Below are 17288 nucleotides of genomic sequence, written 5' to 3'. Positions count from 1 at the left end.
TTTATTATCTAAACTGGTAGAAATGCGACTTAATCATTCAGATTACAAGGTTAGGATTATAGACGAAGAAAAGGGGGGTGATGCATTTCTGATCGGAGTATTGTTACTTCTTTGCGGCTTATGAAATTCGGTAAATTCAGAGCTAAACGCCAAAGACCATAAATTGTCCGAAGTAAGCTCAATTTGCAATAATTGGTGATCCAAACACGCACAAAAAGGTCTAAACCCAAGCAAGCAATTATCCATAAAAAGTCTTTTCTATCTCCCAACCACATAAGACTTCATTCCCATTTATCCAAGCGATCTCCATTTGTAAATATGAGTGACTCTTTATATTCATCTGTTGCTAAATTCACTTTACTCAGAATCCAAAAAGTTCTTGACGTAAAGCCAATTGCACAAACAATGAAATCTCTAAGTTGAATTGAGCTAAAAAACATAAAACTGGAGTGAAACATGAGCTACATACCAGGCATGATGGATGCAGATCTTAGGGGCAAGATTGTGCTTGTCCGTATGGATCATAATGTGGTAAAAAAAGGCAGGATCAAAGATCCCATGCGCATTGATGCCACAATTCCTACTTTGCTTCATATCTTTAAAAAGGGCGGCATGCCCATCCTGATGAGTCATGTAGGACGTCCCTACGATAAGCTAACAAAAAAGATAAGTATATCTGAGCTGGAATCTGTAGATGCGATTGTGGACTATCTAGGCCAAAAATTGCAGCTAAAAGGTTTTGTTCCGAAAATGCCGGCAACAGATTCTTATGGGATTAGCGATTTAAATCCGTTAGCAGAAGGTGTTTCCCTCCTAAAAAAGGGCGCATGCGATTTTGTTTATTTACCCAATACGCGCTGGTTCAAAGGCGAAGAAGCCAAAGACGAAAGTGCGGATAATTTTGCCAAAGCTCTGGCGGCTTTTGCCGATGTGTATATTAACGATGCTTTTGGTAGTTGGCAGGCTCATGCGAGCACCTATCATATCACCAAGTATTTGCCATCTTATGCGGGATTGTTGATGCAAAAAGAAATCGACAGTCTGGAGAAAGTGTTTAAGCCTAAGCGTCCTTTAGTGGCAGTGGTAGCGGGGAGTAAATTCGATACCAAGATCGGACCACTTTCCGCTCTAATCCAAAATGCAGACCATCTGGTCTTGGGAGGGGTAATCTACAATGCCTATCTAGCTGCAAAATATGGCATTAATATTAGCGGCATCAACGAAGCTGATGTTTCGGCAGCCAAGCAGTTCATCCGTGATAGCGGAGAAAGTATCCGGAAAGTGGTAGAACTGCCCTATGTAGTATTGTGTAGCAGTATTGATGAGCGTACAGAGGATAACTGGGATGTATATAACATCAAGGATTTAGCAGAATGGGATCAAAGTGAAGCCATTGGTTATATTTTGGATGCGGCTCCGGAATCGTTTGCGCAAGAAGAGATTAAAAAGGTATTTGCTGGTGCCGGCACTGTATTTGTAAATGCAGTAATGGGTTATACGGCGCTTTTTGCTGAGGGCAGCATGGCTATGTATCGCCTGATCGATGAGAACTCGCTGGCACGCAAGTTATTTGGGGGAGGAGATACAATTCAAGATTTTGGTACCTATCTCCCGGGTATGTTTGCTCAAGCGCAAAGAAATGCATCGTACTATTTTTTTACAGGCGGCGGTGCTATTCTTTCAGCTATCGAGAGTGGTTCGGCAATGGGCATGAAACCAGTTCAAGCTTTAATACAAGAATAAGATAAGGAGTTCAGCTAAGTGGATACTAAATTGAACTTAAGTAAAGATTTTTCTCCACCCAAATGGGAAGAATGGAAGAAGTTGGTAGAGGATTCTTTGAAGGGTGCGGATTACGACAAGGTGATGAAAACTCGCACGATTGAAGAAATCACTTTAAATCCGATCTACCGTAAAGAAGATATTGCCAGATTTGGATTTTGTAAAAGTGAACCTGGGCAAACACCCTATGTAAGAGGCAACGATCCGCAGAAGTTTATAGCAGAGGGCTGGAAAGTAGCTCAAGCGCAACAAAATCCGGACCTGAAAGAATTGAATAAGAACTTAAAGTACGAACTGATGCGTGGTCTTTCGATGGTAAATCTGAAGCTGGCACACGACGATTTTCCCGGTGGGATCAAGCTTAAAAGCCTAAAGGATCTGCGTATTGCATTAGATGGTATAGATTTGGCTGCGGCTCCGCTGTTTATTCAGATGGATACCGATGATGAAGATGTGTTGGGCATTCTTGATGAGTATCTGGAAGAACAGCAGAAGAATTTGCGCGATTTGCAAGCATTTTTGGGCTATGATCCAACCAGTGAATTTGCACGCAAGGGATATCTTTCTAAACCTTTGGAAGAAGTTTGGCAAAAAGTATCGGATAGCGTAATTCAAAGGGCAAATCGGGCACCGAAAATCCGAGCGTTTATTGTAGACGGTACGGTATATGAAGCTGCCGGTGCATCTAGTACGCAGGAATTAGCTTTTGTGCTGGATACTGCCATTGGATACATTCATGGGATGCTGGCTGCCGGGATGGATATCAATACAGTGGCACCGCTTTTTGCTGTTAAGCTGTCTTTGGGGTCAAATTTCTTTATGGAAATTGCTAAAGTGCGTGCATTCCGCCTACTATGGGCTGAGATGATTAGAGCCTTTGGAGGCGATGCAAATTCTCAGAAAATCTGGATTCATGGCAAAACGGCAAGCTTCAACAAATCTACATACGATCTGTATGTAAATATGCTACGTACCACAACCGAGAGTTTTTCGGGAGTAATAGGTGGAGTGGATAGCATGGAAACCGATCCTTTTGATCAACTCGTAAAAGAGGATAATGCTTTTGCTCGCAGAATAGCTCGCAATCAGCAATTGATTCTTGCAGAAGAAGCACACTTCAGCAAAGTGGTAGATCCGGCAGGAGGTTGCTATTATATTGAAAGCCTAACTGCGCAATTAGCAGAACTCGCTTGGCAGATAATGCAGAAATTGGAAACCGAAGGGGGGATGATACGTGCTTTAAGAGCTGGGAAGGTGCATGATATGATTGCCCAAACCGCAAAAGCCAAGATTGATGCAGTACACAAACGGCGTGATGTATTTGTGGGCGTCAATATGTATGCCAATCCCGAAGATCAAGCCTTAACAATAATTGGAAGCCTGAGTAAAGCGAATGAAGCGGCGGTAAGCTTGGAACGGGGTGCATTACCGAGGCTTAGAGCAGTGGAGGCTTTGGAAGCTTTTAGAGCAAAGGTGCAACAAGCTGGAAAGGAAGTCTTTTTGCTAACGATGGGCACTTTGGCAGAATATAAAGCACGGGCAGATTTTTCTTCCGGGTTCTTTCAAGTGGGAGGATTTAAGGTTGTGTACAAAACGGGTTATGACGATGTGGAAACAGCGGTGGAAGCAGCCAAAGACTACTCTGCTGTGTGTATTTGCAGCACAGATGAGAAATATCAGGAATTGGTACCGGCATTATGTGCAAAGTTGAGCGGTAGAATTAAGATACTTGCAGGATTTCCGTCTGATATGGTGGAATCCTACAAGAAATCTGGGATCGATATGTTTATAAACATACGCGCAAATGTCTACGATACGCTCAAAGAATTAGCACGACAAATGGAGGTGAACTAATGAAACCAGATTTTACGACACTCAAACCGGATTTCTCCTCTATCATAAATAAGGAAGTATCAACTAATACAATAGACAATGTTTGGCATACAAACGAACAGATAGCCGTTAAACCAGTTTATTGCGCCGAAGATATTAAAGAATTGCAACATTTGGATTATTTGAGCGGCATAGCACCGTATTTAAGAGGGCCATATCCCAGCATGTATGTGCAGAGGCCGTGGACTATTCGTCAATATGCAGGATTCTCGACAGCAGAAGAATCTAATGCCTTTTATCGCCGCAATCTGGCAATGGGGCAGAAAGGGCTTTCAATAGCTTTTGATCTTGCCACACACAGGGGCTACGATTCGGATCATCCTCGCGTTATAGGGGATGTGGGCAAAGCCGGAGTGGCAGTGGATAGCATTTTGGATATGAAGATTCTCTTCGATCAGATTCCTTTGGATAAAATGAGTGTATCCATGACAATGAATGGGGCTGTGATCCCGATTATGGCTTTCTACATCGTGGCTGCCGAAGAGCAGGGGGTGAAACCGGAGCAACTTAACGGCACTATCCAAAACGACATTTTGAAAGAATATATGGTACGCAATACCTATATCTACCCACCGGAAGCATCCATGCGCATTATTGCCGATATCTTCAGTTATACTTCTCGTAAGATGCCGAAGTTCAATAGTATCAGTATTTCCGGATATCACATGCATGAAGCCGGCGCTACGGCAGATCTGGAAATGGCATATACTCTGGCAGATGGGCTGGAATATGCCCGCACGGGAATAGCTGCGGGAATCGATATTGATGTGTTTGCACCGCGATTGTCCTTCTTTTGGGCAGAGGGTATGAACTACTTTATGGAGATAGCTAAATTGCGTAGTGCACGCATGCTTTGGGCAAAAATCATCAAGGAATTTAAGCCTCAAAATCCAAAATCCATGGCGCTAAGAACACACTCGCAAACATCGGGTTGGAGCCTCACCGAGCAGGATCCATTCAATAATGTGGCTCGCACTTGTATCGAAGCTTTGGCGGCAACGATGGGGCATACTCAAAGTCTGCATACAAATTCACTGGATGAGGCGATTGCATTGCCTACCGATTTCTCGGCACGCATAGCACGTAATACACAATTGTTCTTACAGCATGAAACCAATGTGTGTAAAGTTATAGATCCTTGGGCTGGCTCTTATTACGTAGAAACACTTACCAATGAACTGATGCATAAGGCTTGGGATCATATAATGGAAGTGGAAAAACTGGGTGGTATGGCTAAAGCAATACAAACCGGTTTGCCTAAGATGCGCATTGAAGAAGCCTCTGCGCGACGCCAGGCAAAGATCGATAGTAGCGCAGATACAATTGTGGGAGTTAATAAATACCGCCTGGATAAAGAAGATCCCATCGAAACCTTAGAAGTAGATAATTCAGCAGTACGCACTGCCCAACTTGCACGCTTGGAGTTGCTGCGCAAAAATCGGGATGAATCGGTAGTACAGAATAAATTGGCTGCCATTACCAATGCTGCAGAAAATAAGGACGGGAATCTGCTGGAATTGGCTATCGCAGCTGCTCGTGCCCGAGCTTCTTTGGGTGAGATTTCAGATGCTATGGAAAAGGTGTTTGGACGCCATCAGGCAGAGATAAAACTAATAAGCAATGTTTATAGTAGCGAGTATGCAAATATGGAAGACATCGAAAAAGTTAGAGCCTTAACCGACAAATTTGCAGAACAGGAAGGGCGTAGACCCCGTATCCTGATTGCCAAAATGGGGCAAGATGGCCATGATCGGGGTGCGAAAGTAGTGGCAACGGCTTATGCCGATATGGGGTTTGACGTGGACATGGGACCGCTGTTCCAAACACCGGAAGAAACTGCGCGTCAAGCAATAGAGAACGATGTACACATTATTGGGATGAGTTCTTTGGCGGCAGGACACAAAACTCTGCTGCCTCAACTGATGGAAGAGCTTAAAAAACATGATAGAGAAGACATTATGGTTATTGTTGGAGGCGTGATTCCCCAAGCTGATTATGATTATCTGTATCAACATGGAGCATCGGCAATTTTTGGACCGGGAACGCATTTGCCTACGGCAGCAGCGAAAATGATGGAAAAACTGCTGGAGCACAATGAATAAACGCAAACCAGAATGGACTCCAGAAAATGCGGGCGTAGCTTTTGCCAGCTCGGTTATAAGCAAGAAGGAATCCGTAGCTGAGCCCCACAAAGGGCATCCCAGAAAAATCTGGGATTTGGATGCCCTGGAAAGCGGAGTTATAGCAGGCAACAGGACCATTTTGGCTAAGGCTATAACATTGGTGGAGAGCAACTCTCCCAAACATTTCGAGATTGCACAGGAGCTGTTAAAAAGACTCCTGCCACTTTCCGGTAATTCCATCCGTATCGGAATTACCGGAGTTCCTGGAGTGGGGAAAAGCAGCTTCATTGAGCGCTTTGGCTTGTATCTTGCCCAACAGAGAAAGAAGATTGCAGTCTTAGCGGTGGATCCTTCATCCACCCTTTCACACGGCAGTATCTTGGGGGATAAAACTCGCATGGAAGAACTTGCCCGCAATCAAATGAGCTTCATTCGCCCTTCACCTGCAGCCGGAGTGTTGGGAGGAGTAGCCAGAAAAACCAGAGAAAGCATTGTCCTATGTGAAGCGGCAGGTTTTGAAGTAATCTTAATTGAGACTGTGGGAGTAGGACAGAGCGAAACCACAGTACGCTCGATGGTAGATTTCTTCCTTTTGATGCAGATAGCCGGAGCTGGAGACGAATTGCAAGGCATAAAAAAAGGTATTATGGAATTGGCAGATCTGATTGTAGTGAATAAGGCAGATGGGGATAACATCCATAATGCAGAACTGGCTTCTCGTGAATATAACAATGCTTTACATTATATCCGCAATGCTACTAAAGGATGGAAAACAAAAGCTCTTACTTGTTCCTCCCAAAATGGTGTGGGCATTCCCGAGATATGGAAGACAATAACTGAATTTCAAGATAAAACAAAGGCATCAGGCATTTTTACAGAGCGACGGCTCAATCAAGTTGCCGCTTGGTTTGAAGATCTAATTTCGGAGGCAGTACTCACTCGCTTCTATCAATCTAATTCTACAAAATCTCGCCTACCTAGGTTGCGTGAACAGGTAGCGAAGGGTGAAATACCTGTAGCATTAGCCGTTTCTATCTTGCTGGAAGAATAGAACTTAATTAGGGTAGTTGAATTATTTCTACAGTTGTTTTGGCTAAATCCCAATATTTTTATTGCAATCACAGCGCTATAATATATTAAATGAATTTATAGTTGAGTTGATGAGCGTCTGTTCTTCGGCTTGTAATAGAAACCATAAACTATAAAAAGCATTGGAGAAGAAAGTATGAAGGATAGATGTAACTTAAGTTTTGTTACGCTTGCTCTATTATGTCTATTTACTCTTGTGTCGTGCAAATCAGATAAGTTGCGCGAACATAATTCCAGTGTTTTTACCAATGATGCGAACTCAACGCAAGACCTATTTACTATCCGCTATCGTCCCAAATGGCATACTCAAGCTCAATTTGCAGGAATATACATGGCGCTGGAAAAGGGTTTTTATGCGCAACACGGTTTGAATGTACAAATTCAAGAACTATTACAATCTCATGACGCTCTAGACAGTTTGGTTGCGGGTAAAACCGACATCGTACACCTGGATCTTCTTCATGCTTTGGAGCACTGTCGAGATAGCACCAAGATCGTAAATATAGGACAAATTACGCAGAAGAATTCTTTACTCCTTATAGGCAAGAGATCTCGAGGGATAAACTCTATTGAAGATTTTAAGGGGAAAAAAATCGGCTTATGGCGCAGTGCTTCATTTCTAATTTCCAAGATCTTTATGAACAAACTACAAATCCCCATGAAAGTAATTGATATAGACTGGTCGATAAATCTCTTCACTCAAAATGCAGTTGATGTTATCAATGCCATGCACTATAATGAGTACCATCAGATGCTGCAAGCCGGTATCAAAGAAGAGGATTTATTTGTGGTAGATGTTGCCGAATTCGGCTTATCCATACCAGATGAAGGTTTATATGTGACCCCCAGTTTCTACAAGTCTCATCCCAAAGAGTGTGAGGCATTCGCAAAGGCAACAATGGATGGTTGGTTATATGCATTTAGCCACATAAATGAAACCTTGGATGTAGTACTAAAAAGAATGCAAGCAGATAATCTTAAGGCAAACAGGGCTCATCAACAATGGATGTTGGAAGGCATGAAAGAAGCAATTGCTCCCACAAAAGAGCAATTAGGTTGGCTAAAAAGGACAGATTTCAACCTGGCTTTAAATGCATTGGTAGAATACAACAATTTTCCACGAAACATAAGATATGAGGAGTTTTTCCCCTATGGCGTACAAAAATGAAGATAGGACTCTGGCATATCATTTGATATCCTTTGTCTTTGTCTTTATGTTGATAATTTTTTTAGCATCAATTCTGATTACTCGCTCTTTATATCATAAGATCATGCTCGATAATCAATTAGATAATATGCGCCATCTTGCTCACGAACGGATCTATCTAATTGATGGCATATTATTTAGAATAGAAGGTTTTGCCAGAATTACACGAAAGGTTTTATCCGAGCATGATATCACTGTGGAAAAGAAAGAGATTTTTTTGCACGATATTCTTCTAGATAACCCCCAAATACATTCTATTTGTATTGCGGAGAATTTGGATAAAGGTATTGAACCAACTATTCATTTTACGCTTAGGCATCGATATACAACCAGAAGCATAAGTGGTTTAGATTACCGCTTTCAAGATTGGTTTCAGATCCCCCATATAACCGAATTGCCCTATTGGTCTGAACCTTGGGTAGATACCGAAGGTAAGGGAGAACTGGTTATTTCGTACTCATTACCCATTTTTGAAGCAGGTAAAGGCACAGGGATGATTCGGTTTGATATAGAACTAGGCTATCTACAAGAGCTTATTTCTGGCAGTGGGTATTTTAAGATTGGTTCCAGCTTTCTTGTTTCTACCACGGGGGCACTGGTGGCACACCGTAATTCGGATTTGATCATGAATCAAAGCTTATTTAGTTTAGCCGAAGAGTATAACGATAAAGATCTATCCGACTTGGGTTATGCAATGGTTTCCGGCAAACAAGGACACGTACGCATTAGAGGTAACTCTCCTTTTAGAAAGGCTTGGATATATTACCAGCCCTTATTAAGTAACCGTTGGTCAGTGGGTGTGGCAATTGATGAAAATTATTTGATGCGTGACGTAAGTCTAGTACTAATGATCCAAACAGTTGCCTACATCTTGATCTTTTTGAGTGTAGCAATAATGATCTATGCTAGGGTATTAAATGTATCGCGCCCCCTCAAGCGGCTTGCGCAAGTAGCTGATCGTATTGGGACCGGAGACTTTAATGCTCAAATTCCTGTTTCTGATAAAACTGCAGAAATTGCAACGCTGGCTCAATCCTTTTCGGCAATGCAGGCATCGCTAAAGGATTATATCAAGAACTTGCGGATCACTACTGAAGAAAAGAACCAGATTCGCGGAGATGTAATATATGCCAGCGAGATTCAAAACAAGCTGATTCCAGTAAACAGTGAACACCCATTCGGGATAAACGAATTAAGGGCTTATGGCATTCTGGAGCCAGCAGGAGATATTGGCGGTGACCTATATGACTATTTTTTAATTGATGATGAGCATTTCTGCTTTGTAATTGCAGATGTTTTAGGAAAGGGAATAGTGGCTGCAATGGCAATGACCATGGCTTCTACATTATTACCTTCTATAGCGCCCTTCTATAAAACAAGTAGTGATCTTTTGCTGCAACTTAATAACTTTTTGTGCAGAAACAATATTGAAACTAATTTTGTTACGGCACTTTTGGGAATCTTGGATTTGAAAACCGGTACGTTGCAATACTCAAATTGCGGGCATGTGCCCCTATACATACGCAGAATGGACCGAAGTTTCATTAAGTATGGCGAAACTCATTCTACTGCATTGGGAGTTTTTGAGAATCTGGAGATTGGTAGCGATGAGATCCAACTTAATATGGGTGATGAAATCATTTTGTTTACGGATGGAATCACCGAAGCAATGAATGCTCACGACGAATTCTTAGGTTTAACAGGCTTGGAGACAATTTTGGGGAAGCTTACTCTATCCAATCCTGAAATTACGGCAAAAAAGATACTGGAAGAAGTACATATTTTTGCTAAAGGGGCAAGAAGTAAGGATGATATTACACTTCTTGTGATAGACTATAAGCATCCTGAAATTGGCTAACTTATTAAGATTGCTGTCATATAGCTTAAAACAATTGATGGTTTGGGAAATAGCCACATTTAGGTTTTGTAATGATGGTCTTTTTGGTTACCATACTAATTGGGTGTAGTGCTGTCCATTACTCCGATTTATTACAATCCCAGAAAATTAATATGTGAAAACAACACCCGAAAGTGGGAATACCCATTCATCTGGTTTGGTCTTGATTGTGATCTTGTTTTCTTCTCGGCTCACATCAGGATTCTTTTCTTGTCCTGAGAATATACTGACAGGCTCTACATTACCAAGTTCTGTTGGGTATTCAAAGGATATTTCTATGCCTCGTGTTAGTTCGCTAATAAATACAGATAACTGATGGATATTTGCCGGATACAGAGTGCTTGTGCAAATCTCAAATTCAACTTCTGTGCCTCGCAGGGCATCAAGCTCTACATGACGACAGTGTATTTCCAAAGCGCCTTTTTGAAATCTTAACTCCTTTAACATATCCAGTCGGTTCACTTTTACCGAATCCACTTTGAAGTTACTACTATTGATGCTCACGCCTGAATCTAGAAGCCATCTATATTCAACATCAGAGCGCATAAAGTAGTTCCTCAATATTTCGTCCGAGCCGGCACAAGCCACAATAAAATAGTTGTAATCCAATATCTTGCGGTAGCTAAGCAGAGTTTTTACTCGGAAGTATCCATTTTCACTGCAATCCACAAAACTGATTTTATGAACAAAATTTCGCCGATAATGTACATCCCGATCTTTATCGTAAAAAAAGCTTCGTAAGATTTCACGATAGATTAGCTCGCCTATTTCCTCACTTTCCAGACGTTTAGCTAAGGCAGAAGAGATAATCTGATTCAACTTGCTATCGCCAAAATCTGTTGCGATAAAATCCCGCCTTGCCAAAGGAGTGCTATGTAATATGTGGTCATTGCTTTTATAGAATCTGCGTGCCCTTCTTCCCAACTGGCATAAGAGCTCATAAGCAGAACCACCATATAGTTTTGACAAATTTTCGGCTCGTAAAGGCAAGGCTTGATTGCCCAGAAGCTCAACTTCATCGCCAACTTTGGCCTCTGGTTGAGCGCTAAGATTTATTGTAATCATATCCATCGAGATTCTTCCGATTACTGGGCATAAAACACCGCGCACAGACACAAGCCCCTTGCCCGAAAGCATGAAGTCGTAACCATCTGCATAGCCAATAGGAATAATGCCATAGCAGCCGGGTGAAGTGGCCACCCAATCTCTATTGTAGCCTACACTTTCACCGGTTTTAATAGTTTTAACTTGACTAAGAATGGATTTGAAGGTCATTACCGGACTAAGTTTATTGTGGTATTTTCCAATGCTATCTACCCCAAAACTGGATATTCCAAAGCGGGACAGATTGCACTGCTTCCCGTGCCCATTAATGGTTCCGGCACTATTTGAGATGTGGATGTATTTAGGTTTTGGTACAATATTTCTTATGAATGCTTCAAAAAGTTTCTCCTGTTCATGGCAGAAATCCGGATCGCTTTCCGCCGAGCTAAAATGACTAAATATGCCTTCTACTTCCAAGTTTTTGTACTGGAGAATACTTGTATAAAAACTATTGGCTTCTTCTATGCGTATTCCACTGCGGTGCATACCTGTATCGATTTTTAGATGGATCTTAACGCTTTGCTCTGCGTTGATGGCTGCTTGTGTCAGAGAATCGGCAAAGTCCAAATCTGAAACTGCTGGTACAAGATCGTATTTTACTATTTCATCAGTTTCAGATGCTAAACTGGGAGACAGGATGAGAATAGGGGCAGATATACCCTGTATTCTAAGCAATTTGCCTTCTTCCACATTTGCAACTCCCAGATAAACTGCCCCTTCTGAAAGGGCTGTTTCGGCGATCTCTTTTGCGCCATGTCCATAGGCATCTGCTTTTACGATCTGTAAAAATGACTGATACGGTTGCAGAAAAGTCTTGAGAAAGCTAAGATTTTTTCTAAACGCCGCCAGATCAATTTCTACCCAGCTGCGTTCCACTATTTTACGTTCCATCAAAAGTATTTTGCCGCCAGATCTGCTAAAGCGGAGCGCTCTCCTTTTTCTAAAGTCATATGACCTACCATCGGTTCTCCCTTTAGCTTTTCTACAGCTACAGAAAGACCGTTGCTTATTGCATCCAGGTAAGGGATGTCGATCTGATATGGGTCTCCGGTGAGCACAATTTTGGTGTTTTTCCCTGCTCGGGTTATAATAGTTTTCATCTCGTGGGGACTAAGATTCTGCGCTTCGTCAATTATTATAAACTGATCTGGAAGGCTACGCCCACGAATATAGGTGAGTGGCTCCAATTCCAAGAATCCATAATCCATATAATCATCAATGGTGGCTTTCTTTTTAGTTCTTTGTCCTTCTTGCTTCTCGTCATGCAAGGAAAGAAGAATGTCCATATTGTCATAAATAGGTTGCATCCAAGGATTAAATTTTTCGGCTTTATTGCCGGGCAGATAACCCAAGTCTTTCCCCAGTGGAGAGATGGGGCGAGAGATAACCAGTCTAGTATAGCGTTCTTCATCGACCACTTTTGCCAAACCGGCGGCAATAGCCAAAAGCGTCTTTCCGGTGCCGGCTTTACCGGAAAGGCTAACCAGCTTAATATCGTCATCCAACAACAAGTCTAAAGCCATTTCCTGCTCAAAATTTCGCGCTGTGATGCCAAAAACATCCTGCCCCTTATAATGGCTAAGTTTAAACAATTTGTTACTCTCTGCATTGTAGCGTAAGGTTTGAATTCTTTCGCTGTGCCCTTCAGAAGTAATCCGCACAAACTGATTGGGAAACAGGTTCTCAAGAGGGTTATTAATATAGTCATTTTGATTGAGTTTTTCCAGCAATTCTCCAGGTAGTTCTTCATGAGTCCAGCCAGTAAAAAATTCATCAAAATTGATTGTATCGTTCTCAAAGTTCTCAGCTTGAATACCCATAGTATCCGCTTTAATGCGTACATTAACATCTTTCGATACTAAGATTACTTTAGAATCCGGATATTTTTGTTGAAAATATAAAGCGGTTCCGATTATCAGGTTATCGTTTCTATCCATAAATATTAGTTTCGATGCTGCGTCTGTAACTTCTCGATTTACCGTTACTTGGATTATGCCCCCCTGATCTGTTGGCACACCCTCTTGAAGCTTTCCGTTCTTGCGAAGATCATCCAAATACCTGCCAATTTGTCTGGCATTACGACTTTTTTCATCGAGACCCTTCTTAAACTGATCTATTTCTTCAATTACTACTATTGGGATTACTACTCGATTATCCTCAAAAGCAAAAAGAGCGCGTGGGTTATGAATCAGCACATTTGTATCCAGCACAAATATCTTTTTTTCCATTTTAACTCCGTTATTCAAATTTCTGTTTGTCGAAGATGTGATTTATCAGATCACGATGTTCGGGAAATTCTTCCAAAAGTCTCTCCTTATTTGCCAATTCAAAATCTGCATAGCTAAATGAAGGCCATAAGGTGCAACCACAAAAACTGTATGAATCTATCTCGATCACTTCTGCACAAAACCAGGTATTGCGTGGAATAATAAACTGGGGCAGTTCATCATTATGCAAATTATTTCCCAAAACCTGTTGCCGCATGCCGTGTTGTTTGCTTAAAAGAATAAGCTTAAGCGGGCTGCCTGCATAATAATGCCACATTTCATCACAAGATACCCTATGCCAAGCACTAACTTCCTGAAATGGAAGCAGATATAGTATTGATGAGCCAATACTGCGTCGGGAATGTATCTTTTTGCCAGTTGTATCTTGTGCTTCTGCCTCTAGCTCAGATTGCCAGTTTCTACGATAGTAACCTCCTTCTGGATGAGGCAAAAGGTTTAACCGCTCGATAATATCTCGATAGCTTTGCATGGCATTCTCCTTTTTGATGATGAAACAATAAAAAGCTATATGCTACTATAAGTCAATCTTTTTATTCAAACGTTGAACCAAAGATTGATAGCTTGCCTAACTTACGAGATTAGAGAGAATAATTGCTGAACTAGGAGTAAAATAATGGTGCTGAAGGGGGGACTCGAACCCCCATGAGCGTATTGCTCACTAGTCCCTGAAACTAGCGTGTATACCAATTTCACCACTTCAGCACAAACAGTGTTGCCAATCTGTAAAACGGCGTCTTTCTGTCAAGCCAAAATCTTTAATTAAGTTATCTACAAAGATTATGATTGACCACTAAATGCTCTTACATAAAGTTGTCACCAATAGATAATCATATAATTCATAGGAGCATAAGGCGATGAAAATGCTGAAAACTTATCCGGATAAGTGTATCTCGTGCCACGTGTGTGAGAGCACTTGTTCTAATCTCTATTTTAAAGAAGACAATCCCGAACTATCTTGCATCCAAATTCATGACGAAACAAATCCCCCCCAAATGAATGTGTGCAACCAATGTCAAGCCTGTGTGGCAGTTTGCCCCACTATGGCACTTACTGTAAACAAACAAGGTGTAGTGATGCTTTCCCGTAACCTTTGCATCGGATGTTTGATGTGCGTGGCAGTATGCCCTACAAACAGCATGCGTACAGCTTTTGGCAAGCATAACCCATTCAAGTGCATTGCTTGCGGAGCCTGTGTGAAAACTTGCCCCGCAGAAGCACTGGAAATAGTAGAGGTATAAGGAGATATGATGATGAACCGGAAAGTTTTGGCTGAATACCGTTACACTTTAAAACCTATCGAAAAAGGATATAACCGCCGCACCTTATATGTTAACGTGGGCACAAAAGAAATCAAAGAAAAGCCAGTAAGCAACATGATGATCGATAAATTCACGGGTGGCAAGGGCTTTGACCTCTATTTGATGTGGCATGGTGTAAAAGATAACACCAAATGGAACGATCCCGAAAATGAAGTCTGCATATCGTTTGGACCGCTTTGTGGAAACACCTCATATCCTGGCAGCGGAAAGTCCATTGTTACAACAATATCCCCCTTAACTGGCATTCCGGTGGATTGCAACGTAGGGGGGCACTTTGGTCCCTATTGCAAGTTTGCCGGCTTTGATGCTCTGGAATTGCAAGGCATTGCCGATGAAGAGGTTATTGTATATATCGACGGCGACAAAGGAATTGTAAAGATTATGAGTGCACCTGATGAAGAAATCAATAGTCACTTGCTTGCAGAATCCTTGCACAAAGAATTTGCCGATAGTGAAGACAAGATGCAGAACGTATCGGTGGTTTCTTCGGGACAGGCGGCGGATAATGTCCTTATTACTTGTCTGAACTTCTCGTTTTGGGATAAACGCCGCAAGGTTGCCCGCCTTAAACAAGCCGGACGCGGCGGTACGGGTACTGCTTTCAGACACAAAAAGATCAAAGCCTTAGTGGTGAAATATTCCGGTCTTAAAGTGGATACCAACAATCCCGCAGACTTGCCCTCTCTGCAGAAAACCGGGCTCAAGCTCCACAAAGAAATTGAAGCTGGAGATGACTCTCAATGCCGCATGCATCAGGTTGGCACTGCTCACTTGATGGAGATCATGAACGATTATGACCTTTTGCCCATCAAGAACTTTAAATACGGTCAGATGCCCGAAGCCGAAGGATTGCACTCTCGCGAATTTACCAAGCTCTTTACCCAAGGGATGGCAGATGGCTGCTGGTTTGGTTGCTCGCTTTCCTGCTGTAAGGCGGTGGATAACTTCAAACCACGCACCGGTCCTTACAAAGGCCAGCCCGTAACGGTTGATGGTCCCGAATACGAGACTGCCGGCGGTTGTGGTTCAAATATCTGCGTATGGGATCCCAAAGATGTGGTGGAAATCAACTTTTATTGTGACACCTATGGTGTGGATACGATCTCTTTTGGCACCAGCGTAGCATTCGCTATGGAATGCTACGAAAACGGTATTTTAAATAAAGAACGTACCGGAGGTTTGGAACTCACATGGGGCAATGCCGATGCCGCTTTGGAGATCCTTCACCAAATGGCTCGCGGCGAAGGGTTTGGCATGATCGTAGGTCAAGGCGTACGCCGCATGAAGAAGATCTTTGCCGAAATGTATGGCGCTGATCCTCAGTTTTTGCAAGACATCGGTATGGAAGCAAAAGGATTGGAATATTCCCAATATATGAGCAAAGAATCTCTGGCTCAACAAGGTGGATATACTTTAGCGCTCAAAGGCCCGCAACACGACGAAGCTTGGTTAATTTTTATGGATATGGTCAATAATCAAATTCCTACATTCAAAGATAAAGCCGAAGCTTTGCATTATTTTCCCATGTTTCGTACCTGGTTTGGCTTGCAGGGATTATGTAAATTGCCGTGGAACGACATCGAGCCTTCCGATAACGCTCAGACCGACGAACCGGCAAAGGTACCTGAACACGTGCAGAACTATGTGGATATCTATAAAGCCGTCACCGGTAAACCGATGGATAAACACGAGCTGATTCGTCAAAGTGAAAGGGTTTATAATTTTCAGAAGGTCTTCTGCATGAGAATGGGTGGAGGTCGTCGCGAGGACGATATGCCGCCGTATCGCGCAGTTGGTCCTGTTACTGAGGAAGAGTATATATCTCGCCAAGAACGCTACGATAACCTTCTGAAAGAGAAGATTGGCGTGGACCCCGCCGGAAAATCCGTAGCCGAAAAGATGGATATTACCCGCAAGCATCGCGAAAATCAATATGAACAACTGGTCGATGCCGTTTATGAACGTAAGGGCTGGACCAAAGAAGGCGTGCCGACTTTGGAACATCTTAAAAATATAGGCATGGATCTACCGGAAGTGATAGAAGTGGTAAAACGCTTCCTGTAAATCAGAAAAATATAACATGAAAAGCCTGTCTCCGAGAGGGGATGGGCTTTTTAAGTGTTTGAAATAGAGCGCTTAGAGACCGTTGCACATCTATCTATAGCAGATTATCTATGTGCAAGACATCGGTTTGGTGGGCTTCTTCGGATCGCATCTATGCTCACTCACCACCCGTGTAATATTGGTATCCGCCTATTCAACGGTCTTGTATTTGGGAGTGGGTTTACTTTTTTTTTATAACTACATGTGGTTTTCCCATTCTTTCAAGTAAACACTAGCGAAGCTTTAAGCAGACATCATCCTGTGAGCAAAGGAGAATCCCTGCCTAAATCATGCTTGAAATATACTTAAGGTGATGAGGGAGATATGGTGGATCCGGCAATCTCTTGGTTGGCTGAAGTATCGCAAATGCTTTTATGAAAAGGCCTGCAATCGTTAGGGAATAAAAATCATGCCATACCAACCACCTTTACCCGCTCTACAGATTTATGGTTCTGCCGTGAGTGCATAAGGATGTCCCAATCA

General features: G+C 42.3%; 11 protein-coding genes and 1 tRNA gene. 8 read left to right on the top strand and 4 right to left on the bottom strand.

Going from position 1 to position 17288, the window contains the following annotated elements; all coding sequences use genetic code 11:
• Positions 1 to 456 precede the first annotated feature (456 nt).
• The 6 genes from LHW48_05180 to LHW48_05155 all read left to right on the top strand — a co-directional run bounded on the left by LHW48_05180 (position 457) and on the right by LHW48_05155 (position 9952).
• The gene (locus tag LHW48_05180) at positions 457 to 1743 is read left to right on the top strand and encodes a phosphoglycerate kinase (GenBank protein ID MCB5259855.1); all 1287 of its coding nucleotides are present in this window, start codon (positions 457 to 459) and stop codon (positions 1741 to 1743) included.
• A gap of 18 nt (positions 1744 to 1761) precedes the next feature.
• Positions 1762 to 3636, top strand: coding sequence for an acyl-CoA mutase large subunit family protein (locus LHW48_05175; protein ID MCB5259854.1), 1875 nt, complete (start codon positions 1762 to 1764; stop codon positions 3634 to 3636).
• Positions 3636 to 5777 (top strand): methylmalonyl-CoA mutase, encoded by a 2142-nt coding sequence (gene scpA / locus LHW48_05170; protein ID MCB5259853.1) that lies wholly within the window; start codon positions 3636 to 3638, stop codon positions 5775 to 5777. Before LHW48_05175 ends, scpA begins: the two co-directional genes overlap by 1 nt.
• Complete coding sequence (gene meaB, locus LHW48_05165; protein MCB5259852.1) at positions 5770 to 6849, top strand: methylmalonyl Co-A mutase-associated GTPase MeaB; 1080 nt, start codon at positions 5770 to 5772, stop codon at positions 6847 to 6849. The genes scpA and meaB overlap by 8 nt, the downstream gene beginning before the upstream one ends.
• Before the next feature lie 174 nt (positions 6850 to 7023).
• Positions 7024 to 8055, top strand: coding sequence for an ABC transporter substrate-binding protein (locus tag LHW48_05160; protein MCB5259851.1), 1032 nt, complete (start codon positions 7024 to 7026; stop codon positions 8053 to 8055).
• Positions 8039 to 9952 (top strand): SpoIIE family protein phosphatase, encoded by a 1914-nt coding sequence (locus LHW48_05155; GenBank protein ID MCB5259850.1) that lies wholly within the window; start codon positions 8039 to 8041, stop codon positions 9950 to 9952. The genes LHW48_05160 and LHW48_05155 overlap by 17 nt, the downstream gene beginning before the upstream one ends.
• 147 nt (positions 9953 to 10099) lie before the next feature.
• Here the strand turns inward: LHW48_05155 and alr are convergent, their stop codons facing one another.
• The 4 genes from alr to LHW48_05135 form a co-directional block, all read right to left on the bottom strand.
• Positions 10100 to 11986, bottom strand: a complete 1887-nt coding sequence (gene alr / locus LHW48_05150) for an alanine racemase (protein MCB5259849.1) — start codon at positions 11984 to 11986, stop codon at positions 10100 to 10102.
• Positions 11986 to 13323 carry a PhoH family protein gene (locus LHW48_05145; GenBank protein ID MCB5259848.1) on the bottom strand — a complete coding sequence of 446 codons (1338 nt, stop codon included), beginning with the start codon at positions 13321 to 13323 and terminating at the stop codon, positions 11986 to 11988. Before LHW48_05145 ends, alr begins: the two co-directional genes overlap by 1 nt.
• A gap of 10 nt (positions 13324 to 13333) precedes the next feature.
• Positions 13334 to 13852 carry a cupin domain-containing protein gene (locus tag LHW48_05140; GenBank protein ID MCB5259847.1) on the bottom strand — a complete coding sequence of 173 codons (519 nt, stop codon included), beginning with the start codon at positions 13850 to 13852 and terminating at the stop codon, positions 13334 to 13336.
• 145 nt (positions 13853 to 13997) lie between these two features.
• Positions 13998 to 14085, bottom strand: a tRNA-Leu gene (locus tag LHW48_05135).
• A 152-nt stretch (positions 14086 to 14237) separates the two neighbouring features.
• On the opposite strand from LHW48_05135, the gene LHW48_05130 reads away from it, so the two are divergent.
• On the top strand, positions 14238 to 14621 hold the full coding sequence (locus tag LHW48_05130) for a 4Fe-4S binding protein (protein ID MCB5259846.1): 384 nt from the start codon (positions 14238 to 14240) through the stop codon (positions 14619 to 14621).
• A gap of 12 nt (positions 14622 to 14633) precedes the next feature.
• Complete coding sequence (locus LHW48_05125; GenBank protein MCB5259845.1) at positions 14634 to 16766, top strand: aldehyde:ferredoxin oxidoreductase; 2133 nt, start codon at positions 14634 to 14636, stop codon at positions 16764 to 16766.
• The last annotated feature ends 522 nt before the right edge of the window (positions 16767 to 17288 follow it).

The organism is Candidatus Cloacimonadota bacterium, assembly GCA_020532355.1.
Taxonomy (GTDB): domain Bacteria; phylum Cloacimonadota; class Cloacimonadia; order Cloacimonadales; family Cloacimonadaceae; genus UBA5456.
Note: the sequence above shows the minus strand (reverse complement) of the source record. Positions and strands in the feature narration are given on the sequence as shown.